Origin of the sequence: Streptococcus mitis, assembly GCF_946190285.1 — a bacterium.
In the GTDB taxonomy this organism is placed as follows: Bacteria; Bacillota; Bacilli; order Lactobacillales; family Streptococcaceae; genus Streptococcus; species Streptococcus mitis_CP.
This window is the reverse complement of the sequence record NZ_CAMHZX010000004.1, coordinates 96,085-116,415: the sequence shown is the minus strand read 5'-3', so window position 1 is coordinate 116,415 and position 20,331 is coordinate 96,085. Positions and strand designations below refer to the sequence as shown.

The window sequence follows — 20,331 nt, the reverse complement described above, 5'->3', positions numbered from 1 at the left end:
ATATGATAAAATAAAAGAAAGGATAGCAGGGAAGAAGTGAAAGGAGGGAGAATGATGAAAAACGCTTTTCAAAAATCAAATTTCCTTTATTATGGAATCATCCTGGTTTCAGTCTTGGTAGAAGTGATTATGATCTGGCAATTAGAAAAGCTGATTCCACTTCTCTATCCAGGTTTTATTGGCTTTTTAGTCTTTCACCTACTCTACCATCTGCTATTATTCCTAGTTGCAAAAAGAAGTGGTCGCTGGGATTACTTGATGATATGGGGGCTTTTCCTCATGTTCAATCTTCTCTATGACTCCTTTTTAGGCTTGCTTTTTCTAGGTTTATCTTTTGGTATGTGATGTTTTTTGGCAAAACACCTGCTATCTCCACTGTCTTGACCTCGCTTTTAGTGAGGCTTTTCTTCTATCTGAATCTAGTAACACATTTCAGCAAACTTGTCGCATTCTCTTTCTAGTGGTATAATGTTACTATCCTGATGAATTGAGGAAACAAGATGAAAGAATATAACAAGTCTAGTAAGTTAGAGCATGTTGCTTATGATATTCGTGGCCCTGTATTGGAAGAAGCCATGCGGATGCGAGCAAACGGAGAAAAGATTTTACGTCTGAATACAGGAAATCCAGCAGAATTTGGCTTTACAGCGCCAGACGAGGTCATTCATGACTTGATTATGAATGCGCGTGATAGTGAAGGGTATTCTGACTCTAAAGGGATTTTCTCAGCCCGTAAGGCCATCATGCAGTATTGTCAATTGAAGAAATTCCCAAATGTAGATATTGATGATATCTACCTTGGAAATGGTGTCAGTGAGTTGATTGTCATGTCTATGCAGGGGCTTTTGGACAATGGGGATGAGGTCTTAGTCCCAATGCCTGACTATCCTCTCTGGACGGCCGCTGTCAGCCTAGCTGGGGGAAATGCAGTTCACTATATCTGTGATGAAGCTGCAGAATGGTACCCAGATATTGACGATATCAAGTCAAAAATCACTTCCAATACCAAGGCAATCGTCCTTATCAATCCAAACAACCCAACCGGAGCCCTTTATCCTAAGGAACTCTTGCTGGAGATTATTGAGATTGCCCGTCAGAACGATTTGATCATCTTTGCGGATGAAATCTATGACCGCATGGTAATGGATGGGCATGTGCATACGCCTGTGGCGAGCTTGGCACCAGATGTTTTTTGTGTCAGCATGAATGGTCTGTCAAAATCGCACCGTATCGCTGGTTTCCGTGTAGGTTGGATGGTCTTGTCTGGACCTAAGACACACGTTAAAGGATATATCGAAGGTCTCAATATGCTGTCCAATATGCGCCTTTGCTCTAACGTTTTGGCCCAACAAGTCGTACAAACTTCCTTGGGTGGTCACCAATCAGTCGACGAATTGCTCCTTCCTGGTGGACGAATTTATGAACAAAGAAATTTCATCTACAATGCTATTCAAGATATTCCAGGTCTGTCTGCTGTTAAACCCAAGGCTGGGCTCTATATCTTCCCTAAAATCGACCGCAATATGTACCGTATCGATGATGATGAGCAGTTTGTCCTTGATTTCTTGAAGCAAGAAAAGGTTCTCTTGGTTCACGGTCGAGGCTTTAACTGGCAGGAACCAGACCACTTCCGTATCGTTTATCTTCCGCGTGTTGATGAACTAGCCCAAATCCAAGAAAAGATGACTCGATTCTTGAAACAGTATCGTAGATAGGGCTTACATTAGAAAAAGCTGGAAACATTTGCCTAGAGCTATTGACAAAAGTGAAAGAATCAGATAGAATAGTAAAGTATGTTTAGTAACTGATCACTTTATAGCCGGCTAAACGAATACAAAATCTATGAGGAGGTATTCATCGTGAAACGTACTTATCAACCAAGTAAACTTCGTCGTGCGCGCAAACACGGATTCCGTAACCGTATGTCAACTAAAAACGGTCGTCGCGTATTGGCAGCTCGTCGTCGTAAAGGACGCAAAGTTTTGGCTGCATAATCCAAACGAACTATATCAAAAATCAGTAGGAACTCGAGTCTACTGATTTTTATTTTTGTAAAAAAGTTCAAAAGGCTTTATATTTTTGCTCAAATGGTGTATAATATTTCACATACTGTAAAAAATGGAGAATAATCATGAAGAAATCAAAAGTTATGCTTTTTGGAGCTATGGCTTTGACAGCGAGTCTAGCTCTAGCGGCATGTGGGTCTTCCCAATCAAGTAATGCAGATAAGACTTACTCTTATATCTTTGTCAATAACCCAGATACCTTGGATTACATTACCTCTACTCGAGACTCTACATCTAGTATCACAGCCAACTTGATTGATGGCTTGTTGGAAAATGATCAGTATGGCAATCTCATTCCCTCTATGGCTGAGTCATGGACAGTGTCAAAAGATGGTTTGACTTACACTTATAAAATCCGTCAGGGGGCTAAATGGTATACTTCTGAAGGAGAAGAGTATGCGGATGTAACGGCTCATGACTTTGTGACTGGTCTTAAGTATGCGGCTGATAAAAAAGCTGAGAACTTGTACTTGGTGCAAGACTCCATCAAGGGGCTAGCAGACTATGTTGAAGGGAAATCATCTGATTTTGGAACTGTTGGTGTGAAGGCAGTGGATGATTACACACTACAATACACCCTCAACCAACCTGAAACTTATTGGAACTCTAAAACAACAGCAAGTATTCTTAGTCCTGTAAATGAAGCCTTCTTGAAGTCTAAGGGAGATGACTTTGGAAGTGTGACACCATCAAGTATTTTGTCAAATGGTCCTTACTTGTTTAAATCTTTCACATCCAAATCTTTGATTGAATTTGACAAAAACCCTAATTACTGGGATAAGGACAATGTCAAAATCGAGAAAGTGAAGCTCTCTTTCTTTGATGGTTCTGACCAAGACAGCATTGCTCGAGGTTTCTTGGATGGTAACTATACGGACGGCCGTATCTTCCCAACAAGCTCAGTCTTTGCTGAACTCAAAAAGGGAAATGAGGACAAGATTACCTATACACCACAAAACTCAGTTACCTTCTACTATCTTTTCAACGTCAATCGTCAAAGCTACAAGCAGACTATGAAGCAGTCTGATAAGGAAAAGACAGATGCACGCGCAGCTATGCAAAATAAAGATTTCCGTCAGGCTATCAACTTTGCCTTTGACCGTCATGCTTATGCAGCGCAGACAAATGGTGAAGATGGAGCAGACCGTATCTTGCGTAACACGGTTACACCAAGTAACTTTGTCCAAGTTGGCGATAAGAACTTTGGTGATATTGTCAATGAAAAAATTGTCAACTACGGTAAAGATTGGGCAAATATTAACCTAAACGATGGTAAGCAAGCCTTCTTGAACCCTGACAAGGCCAAAGAGAAGTTTGCTAAGGCTAAAGAAAGCCTGCAAGCACAGGGAGTAACCTTCCCAATTCATTTGGATATGCCAGTTGACCAGACTGCTAAGTTGGATGTGCAACAGGCTGGATCTTTCAAACAAACAGTGGAAGAAACTCTTGGTAAGGATAATGTGGTTATCGATGTTATCCAACTATCTCCGGATGAAAAAGACCAGGCAACCTACTTTGCAGATACAGCAGAACAAAAAGACTATGATATCGACATCTCAGGATGGGGTGGAGATTACTCAGATCCTAAGACTTACCTAGCGATCCTTGATCCAGAGACAGGTTCTCAGTTGAAAAATATGGGCTTGACTGAAGGAAAAGACAAGGAAGTCAAGGACAAGATTGGTCTTTCTGACTACAAGAAACTCTTGGATCAGGCTGATGCGGAAATCACAGATACTCAAGCTCGCTATGAAAAATATGCTGAAGCCCAAGCTTGGTTGACAGATAGCGCCTTGTTCCTACCAGTTCAAAGTGGTGGAGCCAACCCAATCTTCCGTAAGACTGTACCATTTACAGGTCCATTCTCATTCGTTGGTCATAAGGGAAATGCGGACAACTATAAATATGTTGAATTGCAAAAAGAGCCAGTAACTGCTAAACAGTACCAAGAACTTTATGAAAAATGGCTAAAAGAAAAAGCTGAGTCAAATAAAAAAGCTCAGGAAGATTTAGCTAACCACATTCAATGATATTTCTAGTCACGCTTTTCAGTTAATACTCAATGAAAATCTCTTCAAACCACGTCAGTGTTGCCTTACCGTATATATGTTACTGACTTCGTCAGTTCTATCTGCAACCTCAAAACAGTGTTTTGAGCTGACTTCGTCAGTTTCATCTACAACCTCAAAGCAGTGCTTTGAGCAGCCTGCGGCTAGCTTCCTAGTTTGCTCTTTGGTTTTCATTGAGTATAAGCATAGTGGCTGGATTCAGAAAAGGCCTTACCAGAGCTTCTTGCTTCTGGTAGGGCCTTTTCTTTATTCTTTTAAGTGATAGGAGTAGCTAGCGACAACGACGTCCTGGTGCCAACGAAGGGCGTATTTGAGTTTGAGGCTCATCTGATTGTGCAGGATATTTTGCCAAGGTTTATTAGGGATAAACTGGGGTACCAGAACAGTGACTGTATAGTTCTTTTTCTGGGCTTCCTCGGATATCCGTTTGACATACTTGACAGTAGGCGTAATGATGTCACGGTAGCTGGTCTTGATGTTTTTCAGAGTAATGGTTGGGAAGTAATCGGTAAATTCTTGGAGAATTTCTTGGTCTTTTTCTGCTGTTTCCTTAGTAGAAATGTGCATAGCTAGGACTTCATCCCCGATACTTTGAGCGTAGTTAATGGCTCCAACGCTGACGCGTGTGACATTCCCTACTAGAACGAGTACAAGATTGCCATCGTAGGTACGTTTTTCGATTCCTTCATAGAGTCGCAGTTGTTGGGCTACTTTTTGGTAATGACTGTGAATGGCTAAGAAAAGTAGGGTGAGTACGAGAATAATCGGGAAGAAAGGCCAGATATCGCTGAGACGGAAAAAGAGCAGGATCAGTACAATCGCGTAGCAAATGATGGCCCCAAGGATATTGGCAAGGGCAGGTTTTAAGAAATTTGCCCCTTTTTCTTTTTTCCAATGGCGAATCATCCCAGTCTGAGAAAGGGCAAAGGGAACGAAGACACCGATAGTATAAAGAGGAATCAAACGTTCGGTATTGCCGTTAAAAATGAGAAGAAGAATCATAGCCCCAAAAGCCAGAGTTAAAATTCCATTAGAGTAGCCTAGGCGGTCTCCTTTTTCCATAAAGAGGTGGGGCATATATTTGTTTTTAGCCATATTGTAGGCCAGCATAGGGAAGGCTGAAAAGCCAGTATTGGCAGCTACGGCTAAAATCAAGGCTGTGGAGAATTGGAAGGTATAATAGCCAAGGTGGCCAAAGAAGGAATTACCAAGGATGCCTTGAGCCATCTGTGAAAGAATAGTTTCTCCGTGTTGAGGCATAATCCCCATCCAGTAGTTTAGGAAGGTAATGCCTGCAAAAAGAAAACCTAAAATCAATGACATAATGGTCAAGGTCTGAGCAGCATTCTTCTCTTTCGGAGTCTTGAAGAAGGGAACGGCATTTGAAATAGCTTCAACCCCTGTTAGAGAGGCAGAACCACTGGTAAAGGCTCTTAGAATGAGAACGATAGACAGACTCGGTACAGCATGGCCGATAGGAGAAGTCGCCTGATAGCTGAGAGAACCAGTTACTAGTTGAAAGATTCCATAGAGCAAGAGAAAGACAGTACTAATGATAAAGAGAAAGACAGGAATCATCAGTGAACTGGCAGATTCTTTCAACCCCCGTAAGTTCAAAAGCATGAGCAAGCAAACTAGAAAAATGGAGATGTGGAGATTGTAAGGGTGGAGAGCAGGGAGAGCTGCTGTGATAGCATCAGCTCCAGATGATACCGATACTGCCACAGTCAGCATGTAGTCAACCAGCAGACTACCTCCAGCAATCAAGCCTAGCTCGGGCGATAGATTTTCTCGAGTAACCATATAGGCCCCTCCTCCTTGAGGGTAGGCGTGGATAATTTGACGGTAGGAAACGGTCAGACTGGCCAGGAGTAGGAGGACAAAAAGGCCGATAGGAAGGCTCCACCATATAGCAAGTGGAGAGAGACTAGCCAAGACGAGGACTACTTGCTCAGGCCCATAGGCAATGGAAGATAGAGCGTCGCTTGACAACATGGCCAAGGCCTGCATTTTTCCCAGCAGCCCTCCCTCGCCTTCTGTTAAGGACTTAAGAGGACGACCGATAAAGGTCTGTTTTAATTTTGTAAACATGGTATTTTCCTTTTCTGAAAATTTCAATAAGTGCTATTATACTGCTTTGGAAAAATAGCGTCAAGAGACGACGATGGATTTTAGAATATTTTTTACAGATGAGGAGAGAGGGCAGTTTTTTGGTATAATAGAAGATAGAAAACGAGGTTAGAAGAGATGATTTTTGATACACATACACACTTGAATGTAGAAGAATTTGCAGGTCGTGAGGCAGAAGAAATTGCCTTAGCCGCTGAGATGGGTGTAACACAGATGAATATTGTTGGTTTTGATCAACCGACGATTGAGCGTGCTTTGGAGTTGGTGGATGAGTACGACCAACTCTACGCAACTATTGGTTGGCATCCTACAGAAGCTGGCACTTATACAGAGGAAGTCGAGGCTTACTTGTTGGATAAGTTAAAACATCCCAAGATTGTTGCCTTGGGTGAGATTGGTTTGGACTACCATTGGATGACAGCGTCCAAAGAAGTGCAAGAGCAGGTTTTTCGCCGTCAGATTCAGTTATCTAAGGACTTGGATTTACCTTTTGTGGTCCATACCCGTGATGCGCTGGAAGATACCTATGAGATTATCAAGAGCGAGGGCGTTGGTCCTCGTGGTGGTATCATGCATTCTTTCTCTGGAACACTTGAATGGGCAGAGAAGTTTGTCGAGCTTGGTATGACTATTTCCTTCTCAGGAGTGGTGACTTTCAAGAAGGCAACTGACATCCAAGGAGCAGCTAAAGAGTTACCTTTGGACAAGATTTTGGTGGAAACAGACGCGCCTTACTTAGCACCTGTACCCAAGCGTGGTCGCGAAAACAAAACTGCCTACACTCGCTATGTAGTAGATTTTATCGCGAATTTGCGTGGCATGACGACAGAAGAGCTAGCGGTGGCAACGACTGCAAATGCAGAGCGCATTTTTGGATTGGATAGCAAGTAATGAAGGAAAAAATTTCACAAGTTATCGTGGTCGAAGGTCGCGATGATACGGCCAATCTCAAACGTTATTTCGAGGTAGAGACCTATGAGACTCGAGGTTCTGCCATCAATGACCAGGATATAGAGCGGATTCAGCGTTTACACCAACGCCATGGAGTCATTGTCTTTACAGACCCAGATTTTAATGGGGAGCGGATTCGTCGCATGATTATGACGGCCATTCCAACAGTTCAGCACGCCTTCCTCAAGCGAGATGAAGCTGTTCCTAAATCCAAGACCAAGGGGCGGTCTCTGGGAATTGAACATGCTAGCTATGAAGACCTGAAAACGGCTCTAGCTCAGGTGACGGAACAATTTGAACATGAGAGTCAGTTTGACATCAGTCGTAACGACTTGATTCGCCTTGGTTTTCTAGCAGGGGCAGACAGCCGTAAGCGACGAGAATATCTAGGAGAGGCTCTCCGAATTGGCTATTCCAACGGCAAGCAACTCCTCAAACGCTTAGAGTTGTTTGGAGTCACCTTGGCAGAAGTGGAAGAAGCTATGAAATCTTATGAGAACAGCTAAGCAGACCCCAAATGTAAGGGGAATGTGTTACAATAGTAGTAACAGATAATAGAAAAGAGAATAGATGAGAATTGCAGATTATAGCGTGACCAAGGCAGTGCTGGAGCGTCACGGTTTTACCTTTAAAAAGTCCTTCGGGCAAAATTTCTTGACGGATACTAATATCCTTCAAAAAATCGTGGATACGGCTGAAATTGATGACCAGGTCAATGTTATCGAAATCGGGCCAGGGATTGGTGCCTTGACAGAATTTTTGGCAGAGCGTGCGGCTCAAGTCATGGCCTTTGAGATTGACCACCGTTTGGTGCCAATTTTGGCAGATACCCTACGTGATTTTGACAATGTAACAGTGGTTAACGAGGACATTCTCAAGGTCGATTTGGCGCAACATATCCAGAATTTCAAAAATCCTGACCTGCCAATCAAGGTAGTAGCTAACTTGCCATACTATATCACGACGCCTATTCTCATGCACTTAATCGAGAGTGGCATTCCTTTTAGTGAGTTTGTGGTCATGATGCAAAAAGAAGTGGCAGATCGTATTTCCGCTCAACCAAATACCAAGGCATATGGCAGTTTGTCAATCGCTGTGCAGTATTACATGACTGCCAAGGTTGCCTTCATCGTGCCTCGTACGGTATTTGTGCCAGCGCCAAACGTGGACTCTGCTATTTTGAAAATGGTGCGTCGTCCAGAACCAGCCGTAGCAGTAGAAGATGAGAACTTCTTCTTTAAGGTTTCCAAGGCTAGTTTCACCCATCGCCGTAAGACCTTGTGGAACAATTTGACAGGTTACTTTGGCAAGACCGAGGAAGTCAAGGATAAATTGACCAAGGCTTTGGGCCAAGCAGGCTTGTCACCAAGTGTACGTGGGGAAGCTCTCAGCTTGGCAGAATTTGCCAGCCTAGCAGATGCACTTAAAGGGCAAGGACTCTAAGATGCAGGGACAAATCATTAAAGCCTTGGCTGGGTTCTACTATGTAGAGAGTGATGGCCTGGTCTATCAAACACGCGCGCGTGGAAATTTCCGTAAAAAAGGCCATACTCCCTACGTTGGGGATTTGGTAGATTTTTCTGCCGAGGAAAATTCAGAAGGCTATATCCTCAAGATTCATGAACGGAAAAACAGTCTGGTCCGTCCGCCTATTGTCAATATTGACCAAGCTGTGGTGATCATGTCTGTCAAGGAACCTGATTTTAACAGCAATTTGCTGGATCGTTTCTTGGTTCTTTTGGAGCACAAGGGTATTCATCCCATCGTCTATATTTCCAAGATGGACCTACTGGAAGATAGAGGGGAACTGGATTTTTATAAACAGACTTATGGTGATATCGGCTACAACTTTGTGACCAGTAAAGAAGAACTTTTGCCCTTGTTAACAGGCAAGGTTACAGTCTTTATGGGGCAGACAGGTGTTGGGAAATCAACTCTTCTCAATAAAATCGCACCAGACCTCAATCTTGAAACAGGAGAAATTTCAGACAGTCTGGGTCGCGGGCGCCACACTACTCGAGCTGTTAGTTTTTACAACCTCAATGGGGGTAAAATCGCAGATACACCGGGATTTTCATCCTTGGACTATGAAGTGTCAACGGCTGAAGACCTCAATCAGGCCTTCCCAGAGATTGCTACTGTTAGCCGAGATTGTAAGTTCCGTACTTGTACCCATACCCATGAGCCGTCTTGTGCGGTCAAGCCAGCTATTGAAGATGGTACCATTGCAACCTTCCGTTTTGATAATTACCTGCAATTCCTCAGTGAGATTGAAAATCGCAGAGAAACCTATAAAAAAGTCAGCAAAAAAATTCCAAAATAAGGAGAAACCTATGTCTCAATACAAGATTGCTCCGTCAATTCTGGCAGCAGATTATGCCAACTTTGAACGTGAAATCAAACGCCTAGAAGCAACTGGGGCAGAATATGCCCATATCGATATCATGGATGGTCACTTTGTACCACAAATCAGTTTTGGTGCAGGTGTGGTCGAAGCTCTTCGCCCTCATAGCAAGATGGTCTTTGACTGCCACTTGATGGTAGCTAATCCAGAGCATCATTTAGAAGACTTTGCGCGTGCAGGTGCCGATATCATCAGCATCCATGTAGAAGCAACGCCTCATATTCATGGTGCCCTCCAAAAAATACGTTCACTCGGAGTTAAGCCTTCAGTCGTTATCAATCCTGGCACACCAGTTGAAGCCATCAAGCACGTCCTTCATCTAGTTGACCAAGTTTTAATCATGACAGTTAACCCAGGCTTTGGTGGGCAAGCCTTTCTACCAGAGACCATGGATAAGGTCCGTGAGTTGGTTGCTCTTCGTGATGAAAAAGTTTTGAACTTTGAAATCGAAGTGGATGGTGGTATTGATGGTCAAACCATTGCTCAAGCCAAAGAAGCTGGTGCGACCGTTTTTGTAGCAGGTTCCTATGTCTTTAAGGGAGATGTCAATGAGCGAGTACAAACTCTCAGAAAACAACTGGACTAGAGTTGCCGTTTTTGCAGGAGGAGACCGCGGTCACTACCGGACAGACTTTGATTGCTTTGTCGGTGTGGATCGAGGCTCGCTCTGGGTCTTGGAGAAAAACCTACCTCTTGCTCTAGCAGTTGGAGATTTTGATTCTGTCACTGCAGAAGAGCGACAGTTGATTCAAAAACGTGCCCAGCATTTTGTCCAAGCCCGACCAGAAAAGGATGATACAGATCTGGAATTGGCTCTCTTGACTATTTTTGAGAAAAATCCTCAGGCTGAGGTTACTATTTTCGGTGCTTTGGGTGGCCGTATTGACCATATGCTGGCCAATGTTTTTCTGCCTAGCAATCCCAAGTTGGCTCCCTATATGCGTCAGATAGCGATTGAGGATGGGCAAAACTTGATTGCCTATTGTCCAGAAGGAACCAGTCAGCTAGAACCTCGTTCAGACTACGACTATCTTGCCTTTATGCCGGTTCGGGATAGCCAGCTGACCATTCTTGGTGCCAAGTATGAGTTGACAGAGGAAAATTTTTTCTTTAAAAAAGTGTACGCTTCTAATGAATATATAGATAGGGAAGTGTCGGTGACTTGCCCAGATGGTTATGTGGTCGTACTGCATAGCAATGACAGGAGGTAGGATGGAAAGTTTATTAGTTCTATTATTAATTGCCAACCTAGCTGGCCTCTTTCTGATTTGGCAAAGACAGGATAAGCAGGAAAAACATCTAGCCAAGAGCTTGGAGGACCAGGCAGATCATTTGTCAGACCAGTTAGATTATCGCTTTGAACAAGCCAGACAAGCCAGTCAGTTAGATCAAAAAGACTTGGAAGTAGCTGTCAGCGACCGTTTGCAAGAAGTGCGAATGGAATTGCACCAAGGTCTGACTCAGGTCCGTCAAGAAATGACAGATAATCTCTTGCAAACTAGAGATAAGACCGACCAACGGCTTCAAGCCTTGCAGGAATCAAATGAGCAACGTTTGGAACAAATGCGCCAAACGGTCGAAGAAAAACTAGAAAAGACCTTGCAGACACGCTTGCAGGCCTCCTTTGAGACAGTTTCCAAACAACTGGAGTCGGTCAATCGTGGTCTTGGAGAAATGCAGACTGTTGCCCGTGATGTCGGTGCTCTTAATAAAGTTCTCTCCGGAACCAAGACTCGAGGAATTTTGGGAGAATTGCAACTGGGGCAAATCATCGAAGACATCATGACCCCTGCCCAGTATGAACGAGAGTACGCAACGGTTGAAAACTCTAGTGAACGAGTGGAGTATGCCATCAAGTTGCCTGGACAGGGTGACCAGGAATATGTCTACTTACCGATTGACTCCAAGTTTCCACTGGCAGATTATTACCGCTTAGAAGAAGCCTATGAAGCGGGTGACAAGGACGAGATCGAACGCTGTCGTAAGTCGCTCCTAGCCAGCGTCAAACGCTTTGCCAAGGATATCAAGAGCAAGTACATAGCACCGCCTCGGACTACCAATTTTGGAGTTTTGTTTGTTCCGACAGAAGGTCTCTACTCAGAAATCGTCCGCAATCCGGTCTTCTTTGATGACTTGAGACGGGAAGAGCAGATTATTGTCGCGGGTCCAAGTACCCTATCAGCTCTTCTCAATTCCCTATCAGTTGGTTTCAAAACCCTTAATATCCAAAAGAGTGCTGACCATATCAGCAAGACTCTTGCCAGTGTTAAGACCGAGTTTGGTAAGTTTGGTGGCATTCTGGTCAAGGCACAAAAACACCTCCAACATGCCTCTGGCAATATTGATGAATTATTAAACCGTCGTACCACAGCTATCGAGCGGACGCTCCGTCACATTGAGTTGTCAGAAGGTGAGCCTGCGCTTGATCTACTCCATTTCCAAGAAAATGAGGAAGAATATGAAGATTAGTCACATGAAAAAAGATGAGCTATTTGAAGGCTTTTACCTAATCAAGTCAGCTGACCTGAGGCAAACTCGAGCTGGGAAAAACTACCTAGCCTTTACCTTCCAAGATGATAGTGGCGAGATTGAAGGGAAACTCTGGGATGCCCAACCTCATAACGTTGAGGCCTTTACCGCAGGTAAGGTTGTCCACATGAAAGGACGCCGAGAAGTTTATAACAACACCCCTCAAGTCAATCAAATTACCCTTCGCCTGCCTCATCCTGGTGAACCCAATGATCCAGCTGATTTCAAGGTCAAGTCGCCAGTTGATGCCAAGGAAATCCGTGACTACATGTCGCAAATGATTTTTAAAATTGAAAATCCTGTTTGGCAACGAATTGTCCGAAAGCTCTACACCAAGTATGATAAGGAATTCTACTCTTATCCAGCTGCCAAGACTAATCACCATGCCTTTGAAACAGGCTTGGCCTATCATACGGCGACCATGGTGCGTTTGGCAGATGCTATTAGCGAAGTCTATCCTCAGCTCAATAAGAGCCTGCTCTATGCAGGGATTATGCTGCATGACTTAGCTAAAGTCATCGAGTTGACGGGACCAGACCAGACCGAGTACACAGTGCGAGGCAATCTTCTTGGGCATATCGCTCTGATTGATAGTGAAATTACCAAGACAGTGATGGAACTCGGCATCGATGATACCAAGGAAGAAGTCGTTTTGCTTCGTCATGTCATCCTCAGTCACCACGGTTTACTTGAGTATGGAAGTCCAGTCCGTCCACGCATTATGGAAGCAGAGATTATCCATATGATTGACAATCTGGATGCAAGCATGATGATGATGTCAACAGCTCTTGCTTTGGTGGATAAGGGAGAGATGACCAATAAAATCTTCGCAATGGACAATCGTTCCTTCTATAAACCAGATTTAGATTAATAATTTAAGAAAAACGAGCATTTTTAGGATAAGAATGTTCGTTTTTTTATGTGAATATGGTATAATAGATAAAATATCAAAATTAAATGAAGTGGGAAATAGAAATGAAATTAAGAAGAAGTGATCGGATGGTTGTCATTTCCAACTATTTGATTAATAATCCTTATAAACTAACTAGTCTCAATACTTTTGCTGAAAAGTACGAATCTGCTAAATCATCCATCTCAGAGGATATCGTCATTATCAAACGCGCCTTTGAGGAAATTGAAATCGGTCATATCCAGACAGTAACTGGTGCTGGTGGTGGTGTCATTTTCACACCATCAATCTCAAGCCATGATGCTAAGGAAATGGTTGAGGACTTGCGTGCCAAGTTGTCAGAAAGTGACCGTATCTTGCCAGGTGGCTATATCTACCTGTCCGATTTACTTAGCACACCAGCCATCTTGAAAAATATTGGTCGCATTATTGCCAAGAGCTTTATGGATCAAAAAATTGATGCAGTTATGACTGTAGCGACTAAGGGTGTTCCACTTGCAAATGCAGTTGCCAATGTCCTCAATGTTCCTTTTGTTATTGTGCGCCGTGACCTGAAAATTACCGAAGGTTCAACTGTCAGCGTCAACTATGTTTCAGGTTCAAGTGGAGACCGTATTGAGAAAATGTTTCTTTCAAAACGCAGTCTCAAGGCAGGAAGTCGTGTCTTGATTGTGGATGACTTCTTGAAAGGCGGCGGAACTGTCAACGGGATGATCAGTCTCTTGCGTGAGTTTGATTCAGAATTGGCAGGTGTAGCGGTCTTTGCGGACAATGCCCAAGAAGAACGTGAAAAGCAGTTTGACTACAAGTCACTCTTGAAGGTAACCAATATTGATGTCAAGAACCAAACTATCGATGTTGAGGTTGGTAATATCTTTGACGAAGATAAATAAGAGATAGAACTAAAGGTTGGAACGATTGTCCCAGCCTTTCTTTGCAAATAGAATAGAAGGAAGCTTATGAAGACACCATTTATCAATAAAGAAGACTTAGAAGCGATTGTTGCCGAGTTCCCGACTCCCTTTCACTTGTATGATGAGAAGGGGATTCGTGAGAAGGCAAGAGCCGTCAACCAAGCATTTTCATGGAACAAGGGCTTTAAGGAATATTTTGCAGTTAAGGCTACTCCAACCCCAGCTATCTTGAAAATTCTTCAAGAGGAAGGTTGCGGTGTGGACTGCTCTAGTTATGTGGAGCTTTTGATGAGCCATAAACTGGATTTTCCAGGTTCTGAGATCATGTTCTCTTCAAACAACACGCCAGATAAGGAATATGCCTATGCGCGTGAATTGGGTGCGACCATTAACTTGGATGCCTTTGAAGATATTGAACATCTAGAGCGAGCAGCAGGCATTCCAGAAATCATCTCATGTCGTTACAATCCTGGCGGCGTTTTTGAACTGGGGACAGACATCATGGACAATCCTGGAGAGGCTAAGTTTGGAATGACCAAGGACCAGATCTTTGAAGCTTTTGCTATCTTGAAGGAAAAAGGAGCCAAGACTTTTGGGATTCACTCCTTCCTAGCGTCCAATACCGTGACCCATCTCTATTATCCAGAGTTGGCGCGTCAGCTTTTTGAATTGGCTGTTGAAATCAAGGAAAAGTTGGGTATTTCACTAGATTTTATCAATCTTTCTGGCGGTATTGGTGTCAACTATCGTCCTGAGCAGGAGCCAAATGATATCGCCTTGATTGGTGAGGGAGTTCGTAAGGTGTATGAAGAGGTTCTTGCGCCAGCAGGTCTTGGTCAGGTTAAGATTTTCACCGAATTGGGGCGTTTTATGCTAGCACCTCATGGTGCTTTGGTTACAAGAGTGACTCATAAGAAGGAAATCTACCGTACCTATCTAGGTGTGGATGCATCAGCAGTCAATCTCATGCGTCCAGCTATGTACGGAGCCTACCATCATATTACTAACGTGACCCATCCAGATGGACCAACTGAAGTTGTAGATGTGGTTGGTTCACTCTGTGAAAACAATGATAAATTTGCAGTAAATCGCGAACTGCCTCATACAGAAATCGGTGATTTGCTGGTAATTCATGATACAGGTGCTCACGGATTTTCAATGGGCTACCAGTACAACGCCAAACTTCGTTCTGCGGAAATCCTCTATACCGAAGAAGGTAAGGCCCGTCAAATCCGCCGTGCAGAGCGCCCTGAGGACTACTTTGCAACCTTGTATGGTTTTGATTTTGAAGAATAAAATAATAAGTAATTGAAAATGAAATTGAAAAACAGATTGCTTTCTAAAAAATAGGCAAAAATCTTGTTTTTCCTTCAAGTCGTGATATAATAAAACTATAAAACGTTTTCAAGGAAGGTAACGATATGTCTGAAGAAACAATTGATTATGGACAAGTGACAGGAATGGTGCATTCGACAGAAAGCTTTGGGTCAGTAGATGGGCCTGGTATTCGCTTTATTGTCTTTTTGCAGGGCTGTCACATGCGTTGCCAGTACTGCCACAACCCGGACACTTGGGCTATGGAGTCCAATAAGTCACGTGAACGGACGGTAGATGATGTCTTGACAGAGGCCTTGCGTTACCGCGGTTTCTGGGGAAATAAGGGTGGGATTACAGTCAGTGGAGGAGAAGCCCTCTTGCAGATTGATTTCTTGATTGCCCTCTTTACCAAGGCCAAAGAACACGGAATCCACTGTACCTTGGACACTTGTGCCCTTCCTTTCCGTAATAAACCACGTTACCTTGAAAAGTTTGACAAACTCATGGCTGTCACTGACTTGGTCCTCTTGGATATCAAGGAAATCAACGAAGAACAGCACAAGATTGTTACTAGTCAAACCAATAAAAACATCCTGGCCTGTGCCCAGTATCTATCAGATATCGGGAAACCTGTCTGGATTCGCCACGTGCTAGTTCCAGGATTGACAGATAGAGATGATGACTTGATTGAACTTGGGAAGTTCGTCAAGACCCTCAAAAATGTGGATAAGTTTGAAATTCTGCCTTATCACACCATGGGAGAATTCAAATGGCGTGAACTGGGAATTCCTTATTCACTCGAAGGGGTTAAACCACCAACAGCAGATCGCGTCAAGAACGCTAAAAAACTCATGGATACCGAAAGTTACCAAGACTATATGAAACGTGTACATGGATAAAAAAGAAGCCTGATGGAAACATCGGGCTTTTGATACTCAATGAAAATCAAAGAACAAACTAGGAAGCTAGTCGCAGGCTGCTCAAAACAGTGTTTTGAGGTTGTGGATAGAACTGACGAAGTCAGTAATCATACCTACGGCAAGGCGAAGCTGACGTGGTTTGAAGAGATTTTCGAAGAGTATGACTTGCAAAAAAGACTTAGCAAACCAGCTAAGCCTTTTTCTTCTTATCTCGAACGTTGTTTTCCAGCGTTGCGATTTTTGTGTTTTTTCTTGCTTGTGATAGCAGTTGGTTGTTCAGGGGTAACATCTTTTCGTCCACTTGGTGTAGAGAAAGCACGTGCTTTTGGTGGGTTCTTGGCTAGTTCTTCACGGACTTTTTTACGAAGTTTTGGACGAACGATATAGTTGACGATAAACTGTTGGAGAATCATCATGAAACCACCGACAACCCAGTAAAGTGTGACACTAGCTGGTGAGAAGAGGGAGAAGACAACGATCATGAGTGGGCTCATGTAAATCATTTTCTTAATTTGTTCTCTTTGCATTTCATCTTCTACTCCGTGAAGTGAAAGGAGTGATTGAAGATAGTAAAGAATACCAGCGAAGGCAACTAAAATCATACTTGGAGAACCTAGAGGAATGCCTAGGTAGCTTGCTTGAGCAACACCTTCAGTATGTTGGGCAGCAAAGTAGATAGCTGAGAAGAAAGGCATTTGAAGGAGGATAGGGAAACATCCTACACCACCAAACATGCTGATGCCGTGCTCTTTTTGAGCAGCAAAGAGAGCTTGTTGGGCTTCGAGTTTTTCTTCTTGAGTAGTTGCTTCTTTGAGACGTGTTTGGTGTGGCTCAAGGACGTGCTTGAGGGCGTTCATCTTTTCAGAGTGAAGCGTCGCCTTCCATGATTGGTAGATACCAAGTGGCAAGATAATCAAGCGCACGATAATGGTTACGATGATGATACCAACCCCAAAACCAAGTCCCTTGTCATTGGCGAAGTACTTGATAGCTTCAGCCATAGGCGCTCCGATAGTATTCCAAATAAATCCTGTTGGCTGTCCTGTGGCTTTATCGACATTGACACAGCCAGTTAAGACTAGCAACATAGCCACTCCCATAGCTGAGAGTGCAAAACGTTTAATAGATTTCACTGTTTTTATTCCTTCTTTAAAAATTATACCTTTCTATTCTACTGTTTTTTTACAAAATATACAATAGTTCTAGAGACCTAATTTGCGATTTTAAAGTCAGGGTAAGGAGGAAAGTTGCTCAGTTTGACATCTAAGTAGCTGACTTTTGAAAAAGGTGTTGGTCCTTTGCGGATTTCTTGGATAAATTTTGCCATGATAGCAGATGAGTCTGCTTGGGCTAAAATTTCCACTGTGCCATCGTCGTTATTCCATACTCGACCTGTGATGCCACCAATTTCAAGTGCCAGGCTATAAACACCCCAACGAAAGCCGACTCCCTGCACCCTACCTTGGGCAATCATTCTAACCTTTTGCATACCAAACCCCTTTGATTGTGTTATAATATTTCTATGACTATTATAACCTCAAAAGCCAATTCTGTGGTAAAAAATGCCAAGAAATTACACCAAAAAAAATACCGCAAGTCTGCTTATCTGATTGAAGGCTGGCACTTGTTTGAAGAAGCTGTGCAAGCTGGGGTGATGATTGAGAAAATCTTTGCCTTAGAAAATTACCGAGATCAGTTAGCTGCTTTTCCGCAAACTGTCTGGGTGTCAGAGGATATTCTGCTAGATTTGGCGGATTCTCAGACTCCACAGGGAATTGTTGCGGTGGTTCAAAAAGAAGAAGTAGGACAAGCTGACTTTAGTCAGGGCAAGTTCTTATTTTTGGAAGGTGTGCAAGATCCTGGTAATGTAGGAACCATCATTCGAACTGCGGATGCAGCAGGCTTTACTGGAGTAATTGTTTCAGATAAATCGGCAGATATCTACAGTCTCAAGACCCTACGTTCCATGCAAGGCAGTCATTTTCATCTGCCTATTTACCGGATGTCGAGTCAAGCGCTTCTTAAGGAAACCAAAGAGGTTGCTATCCCAGTGCTGGCAACAACCCTATCTAAAGATTCTGTTGATTACAGAGAACTGGTTCCTATAGAAAATTTTGTACTAGTTATGGGGAATGAGGGTCAAGGAATTAGTCCCCTCATGGCTGAAAGTGCAGACCAGTTGGTCCATATTAGTATGAAGGGGCAGGCTGAGAGTTTGAATGTTGCCGTTGCAGCCGGTATCTTGATTTTCCATTTAAGCTAATTTTAACTTTCTTTGTTATAATCAAGGAAAGATGTTCATAGAAAAGGAGAAAAGATGAATCACACTATTATTCATGACCGCGCAGGTCTCAATCAATTTTACGCTAAGGTTTATGCCTTTGTTGGTCTGGGAATCGGACTATCCGCTTTAGTATCAGGTCTTATGTTGACGGTCTTTCAGTCTCAGTTGGTTTACTTTTTGATGCAGGGACGTCTCTGGTTGACCATTGCTACTTTTGCAGAGTTGGCTTTGGTTTTCGTTGCCAGTAGCATGGCTTCAAAGAATAGTCCAGCGGCTCTTCCAGTATTTTTACTTTACTCTGTTTTAAACGGCTTTACCCTTAGTTTTGTGGTGGCCTTCTATACTCCGGGCACAGTTTTATCCGCCTTTGTGTCGAGCGCCCTTCTCTTCTTTGTCATGGCGGCAGTTGGTATGTTTACCAAGAAAGATTTGAGTGGGCTTGGTCGGGCTATGATGGCGGCTCTTATCGGTTTGCTGATTGCCATGGTAGTTAATATTTTCTTGGCTAGCGGTTTCTTTGATTATATGATTAGCGTAGCCATGGTCTTGGTCTTCTCTGGGCTAATTGCTTGGGACAACCAAAGAATTCGTCTTGCTTATGAACAATCACAAGGCCGTGTAGCGACAGGTTGGGTTGTGTCAATGGCTCTCAGTATCTATCTTGATTTTATCAATCTCTTCCTAAGTATTCTACGTATCTTCGGTCGAAATGACTAAAAGGTTCATGACATCAGTGTTCGAAGGAGCACTGATTTTTTTATATTTGGTCTTTTCTTTTCTTGGAAATAGGTGTATAATGCTTTTAATTAATTTTTTGAGGAGTAGTTTATGAAGAAAAGTTTTATTCATCAACAAGAAGAGATTTCCTTTGTCAAAAACACTTTTACCCAGTATTTGAAAGATAAGTTAGAAGTTGTCGAAGTTCAAGGTCCTATCTTGAGCAGGGTCGGCGACGGGATGCAGGATAATTTATCAGGTGTGGAGAATGCCGTATCGGTCAAGGTTCTCCAAATCCCTGATGCTACTTATGAAGTGGTGCACTCACTTGCCAAATGGAAACGCCATACTTTGGCCCGTTTTGGTTTCGGTGAGGGAGAAGGCCTTTTTGTCCACATGAAGGCCCTTCGTCCAGACGAAGATTCGCTGGATGCGACCCACTCTGTTTATGTTGACCAGTGGGACTGGGAGAAAGTTATCCCAAATGGTAAACGGAATATCGCTTATCTAAAAGAAACAGTTGAGAAGATTTACAAGGCTATTCGTCTTACTGAGCTAGCTGTTGAAGCCCGCTATGATATCGAATCAATCTTGCCGAAACAAATCACTTTTATCCACACAGAAGAGTTGGTAGAACGCTACCCAGATCTGACACCAAAAGAGCGTGAAAATGCTATCTGTAAAGAATTTGGAGCAGTCTTCTTGATCGGTATCGGTGGTGAATTACCAGACGGTAAACCGCACGATGGGCGTGCACCAGACTACGATGACTGGACAAGCGAATCTGAAAATGGCTACAAGGGTCTGAATGGCGATATTCTTGTTTGGAATGAGTCTCTGGGTGGAGCCTTTGAGTTGTCTTCTATGGGAATCCGTGTAGATGAAGAAACGCTTCGCCGTCAGGTTGCCATCACAGGTGATGAAGACCGCTTGGAATTGGAATGGCACAAGGCTTTGTTGAACGGCCTATTCCCATTGACAATCGGTGGAGGAATTGGACAATCTCGTATGGCCATGTTCCTACTTCGTAAGAAACACATCGGAGAAGTGCAAACAAGTGTTTGGCCTCAAGAAGTCCGCGATACTTACGAAAATATTTTGTAGAGAATCGAACCGCGAG

Annotated in this window: 21 protein-coding genes; 18 read left to right on the top strand and 3 right to left on the bottom strand. The window is 43.2% G+C overall.

All coding sequences use genetic code 11. The features are described from left to right. Positions 1-51 precede the first annotated feature (51 nt). The 4 genes from N8L39_RS06805 (at position 52) to N8L39_RS06790 (ending at position 4,096) form a co-directional block, all read left to right on the top strand. Positions 52-345: a hypothetical protein gene (locus tag N8L39_RS06805; protein WP_261010434.1), complete on the top strand. Its 294-nt coding sequence runs from the start codon at positions 52-54 to the stop codon at positions 343-345. Positions 346-500: 155 nt separating this feature from the next. Then, positions 501-1,715: a pyridoxal phosphate-dependent aminotransferase gene (locus N8L39_RS06800; protein ID WP_000666455.1), complete on the top strand. Its 1,215-nt coding sequence runs from the start codon at positions 501-503 to the stop codon at positions 1,713-1,715. 144 nt (positions 1,716-1,859) lie between these two features. Further along, positions 1,860-1,994 carry a 50S ribosomal protein L34 gene (gene rpmH, locus N8L39_RS06795; protein ID WP_000831905.1) on the top strand — a complete coding sequence of 45 codons (135 nt, stop codon included), beginning with the start codon at positions 1,860-1,862 and terminating at the stop codon, positions 1,992-1,994. Between the two features lie 137 nt (positions 1,995-2,131). Continuing rightward, a complete protein-coding gene (locus N8L39_RS06790) occupies positions 2,132-4,096 on the top strand; it encodes a peptide ABC transporter substrate-binding protein (protein WP_261010435.1) in 1,965 nt (654 codons plus the stop codon). A gap of 285 nt (positions 4,097-4,381) precedes the next feature. Here the strand turns inward: N8L39_RS06790 and N8L39_RS06785 are convergent, their stop codons facing one another. After that, entirely contained in the window at positions 4,382-6,226 is a 1,845-nt protein-coding gene (locus N8L39_RS06785) for an APC family permease (protein ID WP_261010436.1), read from the bottom strand. Positions 6,227-6,382: 156 nt separating this feature from the next. Here N8L39_RS06785 and N8L39_RS06780 point away from each other — a divergent pair, with 156 nt between their 5' ends. From N8L39_RS06780 to pflA, 11 genes are all read left to right on the top strand, one after another. Further along, entirely contained in the window at positions 6,383-7,156 is a 774-nt protein-coding gene (locus N8L39_RS06780) for a TatD family hydrolase (protein WP_261010437.1), read from the top strand. Further along, on the top strand, positions 7,156-7,722 hold the full coding sequence (gene rnmV, locus N8L39_RS06775) for a ribonuclease M5 (protein ID WP_261010438.1): 567 nt from the start codon (positions 7,156-7,158) through the stop codon (positions 7,720-7,722). The genes N8L39_RS06780 and rnmV overlap by 1 nt, the downstream gene beginning before the upstream one ends. A gap of 64 nt (positions 7,723-7,786) precedes the next feature. Then, positions 7,787-8,659, top strand: coding sequence for a 16S rRNA (adenine(1518)-N(6)/adenine(1519)-N(6))-dimethyltransferase RsmA (gene rsmA / locus N8L39_RS06770; protein WP_261010439.1), 873 nt, complete (start codon positions 7,787-7,789; stop codon positions 8,657-8,659). Position 8,660: 1 nt separating this feature from the next. Beyond that, complete coding sequence (gene rsgA, locus N8L39_RS06765) at positions 8,661-9,539, top strand: ribosome small subunit-dependent GTPase A (protein ID WP_261010440.1); 879 nt, start codon at positions 8,661-8,663, stop codon at positions 9,537-9,539. A gap of 10 nt (positions 9,540-9,549) precedes the next feature. Then, positions 9,550-10,206: a ribulose-phosphate 3-epimerase gene (gene rpe / locus N8L39_RS06760; RefSeq protein WP_261010441.1), complete on the top strand. Its 657-nt coding sequence runs from the start codon at positions 9,550-9,552 to the stop codon at positions 10,204-10,206. Beyond that, entirely contained in the window at positions 10,169-10,831 is a 663-nt protein-coding gene (locus N8L39_RS06755; RefSeq protein ID WP_261010442.1) for a thiamine diphosphokinase, read from the top strand. The genes rpe and N8L39_RS06755 overlap by 38 nt, the downstream gene beginning before the upstream one ends. Before the next feature lies 1 nt (position 10,832). Further along, positions 10,833-12,089 (top strand): DNA recombination protein RmuC, encoded by a 1,257-nt coding sequence (locus N8L39_RS06750; RefSeq protein WP_261010443.1) that lies wholly within the window; start codon positions 10,833-10,835, stop codon positions 12,087-12,089. Next, positions 12,079-13,020 carry a 3'-5' exoribonuclease YhaM family protein gene (locus N8L39_RS06745; RefSeq protein WP_261010444.1) on the top strand — a complete coding sequence of 314 codons (942 nt, stop codon included), beginning with the start codon at positions 12,079-12,081 and terminating at the stop codon, positions 13,018-13,020. Before N8L39_RS06750 ends, N8L39_RS06745 begins: the two co-directional genes overlap by 11 nt. A 104-nt stretch (positions 13,021-13,124) precedes the next feature. Then, positions 13,125-13,952 carry a pur operon repressor gene (purR, locus tag N8L39_RS06740; RefSeq protein WP_004255834.1) on the top strand — a complete coding sequence of 276 codons (828 nt, stop codon included), beginning with the start codon at positions 13,125-13,127 and terminating at the stop codon, positions 13,950-13,952. A 66-nt stretch (positions 13,953-14,018) separates the two neighbouring features. Next, entirely contained in the window at positions 14,019-15,269 is a 1,251-nt protein-coding gene (locus N8L39_RS06735; RefSeq protein ID WP_261010445.1) for a diaminopimelate decarboxylase, read from the top strand. A 125-nt stretch (positions 15,270-15,394) separates the two neighbouring features. Continuing rightward, positions 15,395-16,189 (top strand): pyruvate formate-lyase-activating protein, encoded by a 795-nt coding sequence (pflA, locus tag N8L39_RS06730; protein ID WP_001288286.1) that lies wholly within the window; start codon positions 15,395-15,397, stop codon positions 16,187-16,189. 227 nt (positions 16,190-16,416) lie between these two features. Here the strand turns inward: pflA and yidC are convergent, their stop codons facing one another. Then, positions 16,417-17,343: a membrane protein insertase YidC gene (gene yidC / locus N8L39_RS06725; RefSeq protein WP_049551841.1), complete on the bottom strand. Its 927-nt coding sequence runs from the start codon at positions 17,341-17,343 to the stop codon at positions 16,417-16,419. A 77-nt stretch (positions 17,344-17,420) separates the two neighbouring features. Continuing rightward, on the bottom strand, positions 17,421-17,699 hold the full coding sequence (locus tag N8L39_RS06720; protein ID WP_001174612.1) for an acylphosphatase: 279 nt from the start codon (positions 17,697-17,699) through the stop codon (positions 17,421-17,423). Positions 17,700-17,732: 33 nt separating this feature from the next. Here N8L39_RS06720 and N8L39_RS06715 point away from each other — a divergent pair, with 33 nt between their 5' ends. The 3 genes from N8L39_RS06715 to asnA all read left to right on the top strand — a co-directional run bounded on the left by N8L39_RS06715 (position 17,733) and on the right by asnA (position 20,315). Next, entirely contained in the window at positions 17,733-18,473 is a 741-nt protein-coding gene (locus N8L39_RS06715) for a TrmH family RNA methyltransferase (RefSeq protein WP_261010446.1), read from the top strand. 54 nt (positions 18,474-18,527) lie between these two features. Then, positions 18,528-19,211: a Bax inhibitor-1/YccA family protein gene (locus N8L39_RS06710; protein ID WP_023943450.1), complete on the top strand. Its 684-nt coding sequence runs from the start codon at positions 18,528-18,530 to the stop codon at positions 19,209-19,211. 111 nt (positions 19,212-19,322) lie between these two features. Continuing rightward, positions 19,323-20,315, top strand: coding sequence for an aspartate--ammonia ligase (asnA, locus tag N8L39_RS06705; RefSeq protein ID WP_000748003.1), 993 nt, complete (start codon positions 19,323-19,325; stop codon positions 20,313-20,315). Positions 20,316-20,331: the final 16 nt, after the last annotated feature.

Bases quoted from the DNA above. Each gene is read 5' to 3' on its own strand.
- N8L39_RS06805 (WP_261010434.1), top strand. From the start codon at position 52: ATGATGAAAAACGCTTTTCAAAAATCAAATTTCCTTTATTATGGAATC.
- N8L39_RS06800 (WP_000666455.1), top strand. From the start codon at position 501: ATGAAAGAATATAACAAGTCTAGTAAGTTAGAGCATGTTGCTTATGAT.
- N8L39_RS06790 (WP_261010435.1), top strand. From the start codon at position 2,132: ATGAAGAAATCAAAAGTTATGCTTTTTGGAGCTATGGCTTTGACAGCG.
- N8L39_RS06785 (WP_261010436.1), bottom strand. From the start codon at position 6,226: ATGTTTACAAAATTAAAACAGACCTTTATCGGTCGTCCTCTTAAGTCC.
- N8L39_RS06780 (WP_261010437.1), top strand. From the start codon at position 6,383: ATGATTTTTGATACACATACACACTTGAATGTAGAAGAATTTGCAGGT.
- rnmV (WP_261010438.1), top strand. From the start codon at position 7,156: ATGAAGGAAAAAATTTCACAAGTTATCGTGGTCGAAGGTCGCGATGAT.
- rsmA (WP_261010439.1), top strand. From the start codon at position 7,787: ATGAGAATTGCAGATTATAGCGTGACCAAGGCAGTGCTGGAGCGTCAC.
- rsgA (WP_261010440.1), top strand. From the start codon at position 8,661: ATGCAGGGACAAATCATTAAAGCCTTGGCTGGGTTCTACTATGTAGAG.
- rpe (WP_261010441.1), top strand. From the start codon at position 9,550: ATGTCTCAATACAAGATTGCTCCGTCAATTCTGGCAGCAGATTATGCC.
- N8L39_RS06755 (WP_261010442.1), top strand. From the start codon at position 10,169: ATGAGCGAGTACAAACTCTCAGAAAACAACTGGACTAGAGTTGCCGTT.
- N8L39_RS06750 (WP_261010443.1), top strand. From the start codon at position 10,833: ATGGAAAGTTTATTAGTTCTATTATTAATTGCCAACCTAGCTGGCCTC.
- N8L39_RS06745 (WP_261010444.1), top strand. From the start codon at position 12,079: ATGAAGATTAGTCACATGAAAAAAGATGAGCTATTTGAAGGCTTTTAC.
- purR (WP_004255834.1), top strand. From the start codon at position 13,125: ATGAAATTAAGAAGAAGTGATCGGATGGTTGTCATTTCCAACTATTTG.
- N8L39_RS06735 (WP_261010445.1), top strand. From the start codon at position 14,019: ATGAAGACACCATTTATCAATAAAGAAGACTTAGAAGCGATTGTTGCC.
- pflA (WP_001288286.1), top strand. From the start codon at position 15,395: ATGTCTGAAGAAACAATTGATTATGGACAAGTGACAGGAATGGTGCAT.
- N8L39_RS06720 (WP_001174612.1), bottom strand. From the start codon at position 17,699: ATGCAAAAGGTTAGAATGATTGCCCAAGGTAGGGTGCAGGGAGTCGGC.
- N8L39_RS06715 (WP_261010446.1), top strand. From the start codon at position 17,733: ATGACTATTATAACCTCAAAAGCCAATTCTGTGGTAAAAAATGCCAAG.
- N8L39_RS06710 (WP_023943450.1), top strand. From the start codon at position 18,528: ATGAATCACACTATTATTCATGACCGCGCAGGTCTCAATCAATTTTAC.
- asnA (WP_000748003.1), top strand. From the start codon at position 19,323: ATGAAGAAAAGTTTTATTCATCAACAAGAAGAGATTTCCTTTGTCAAA.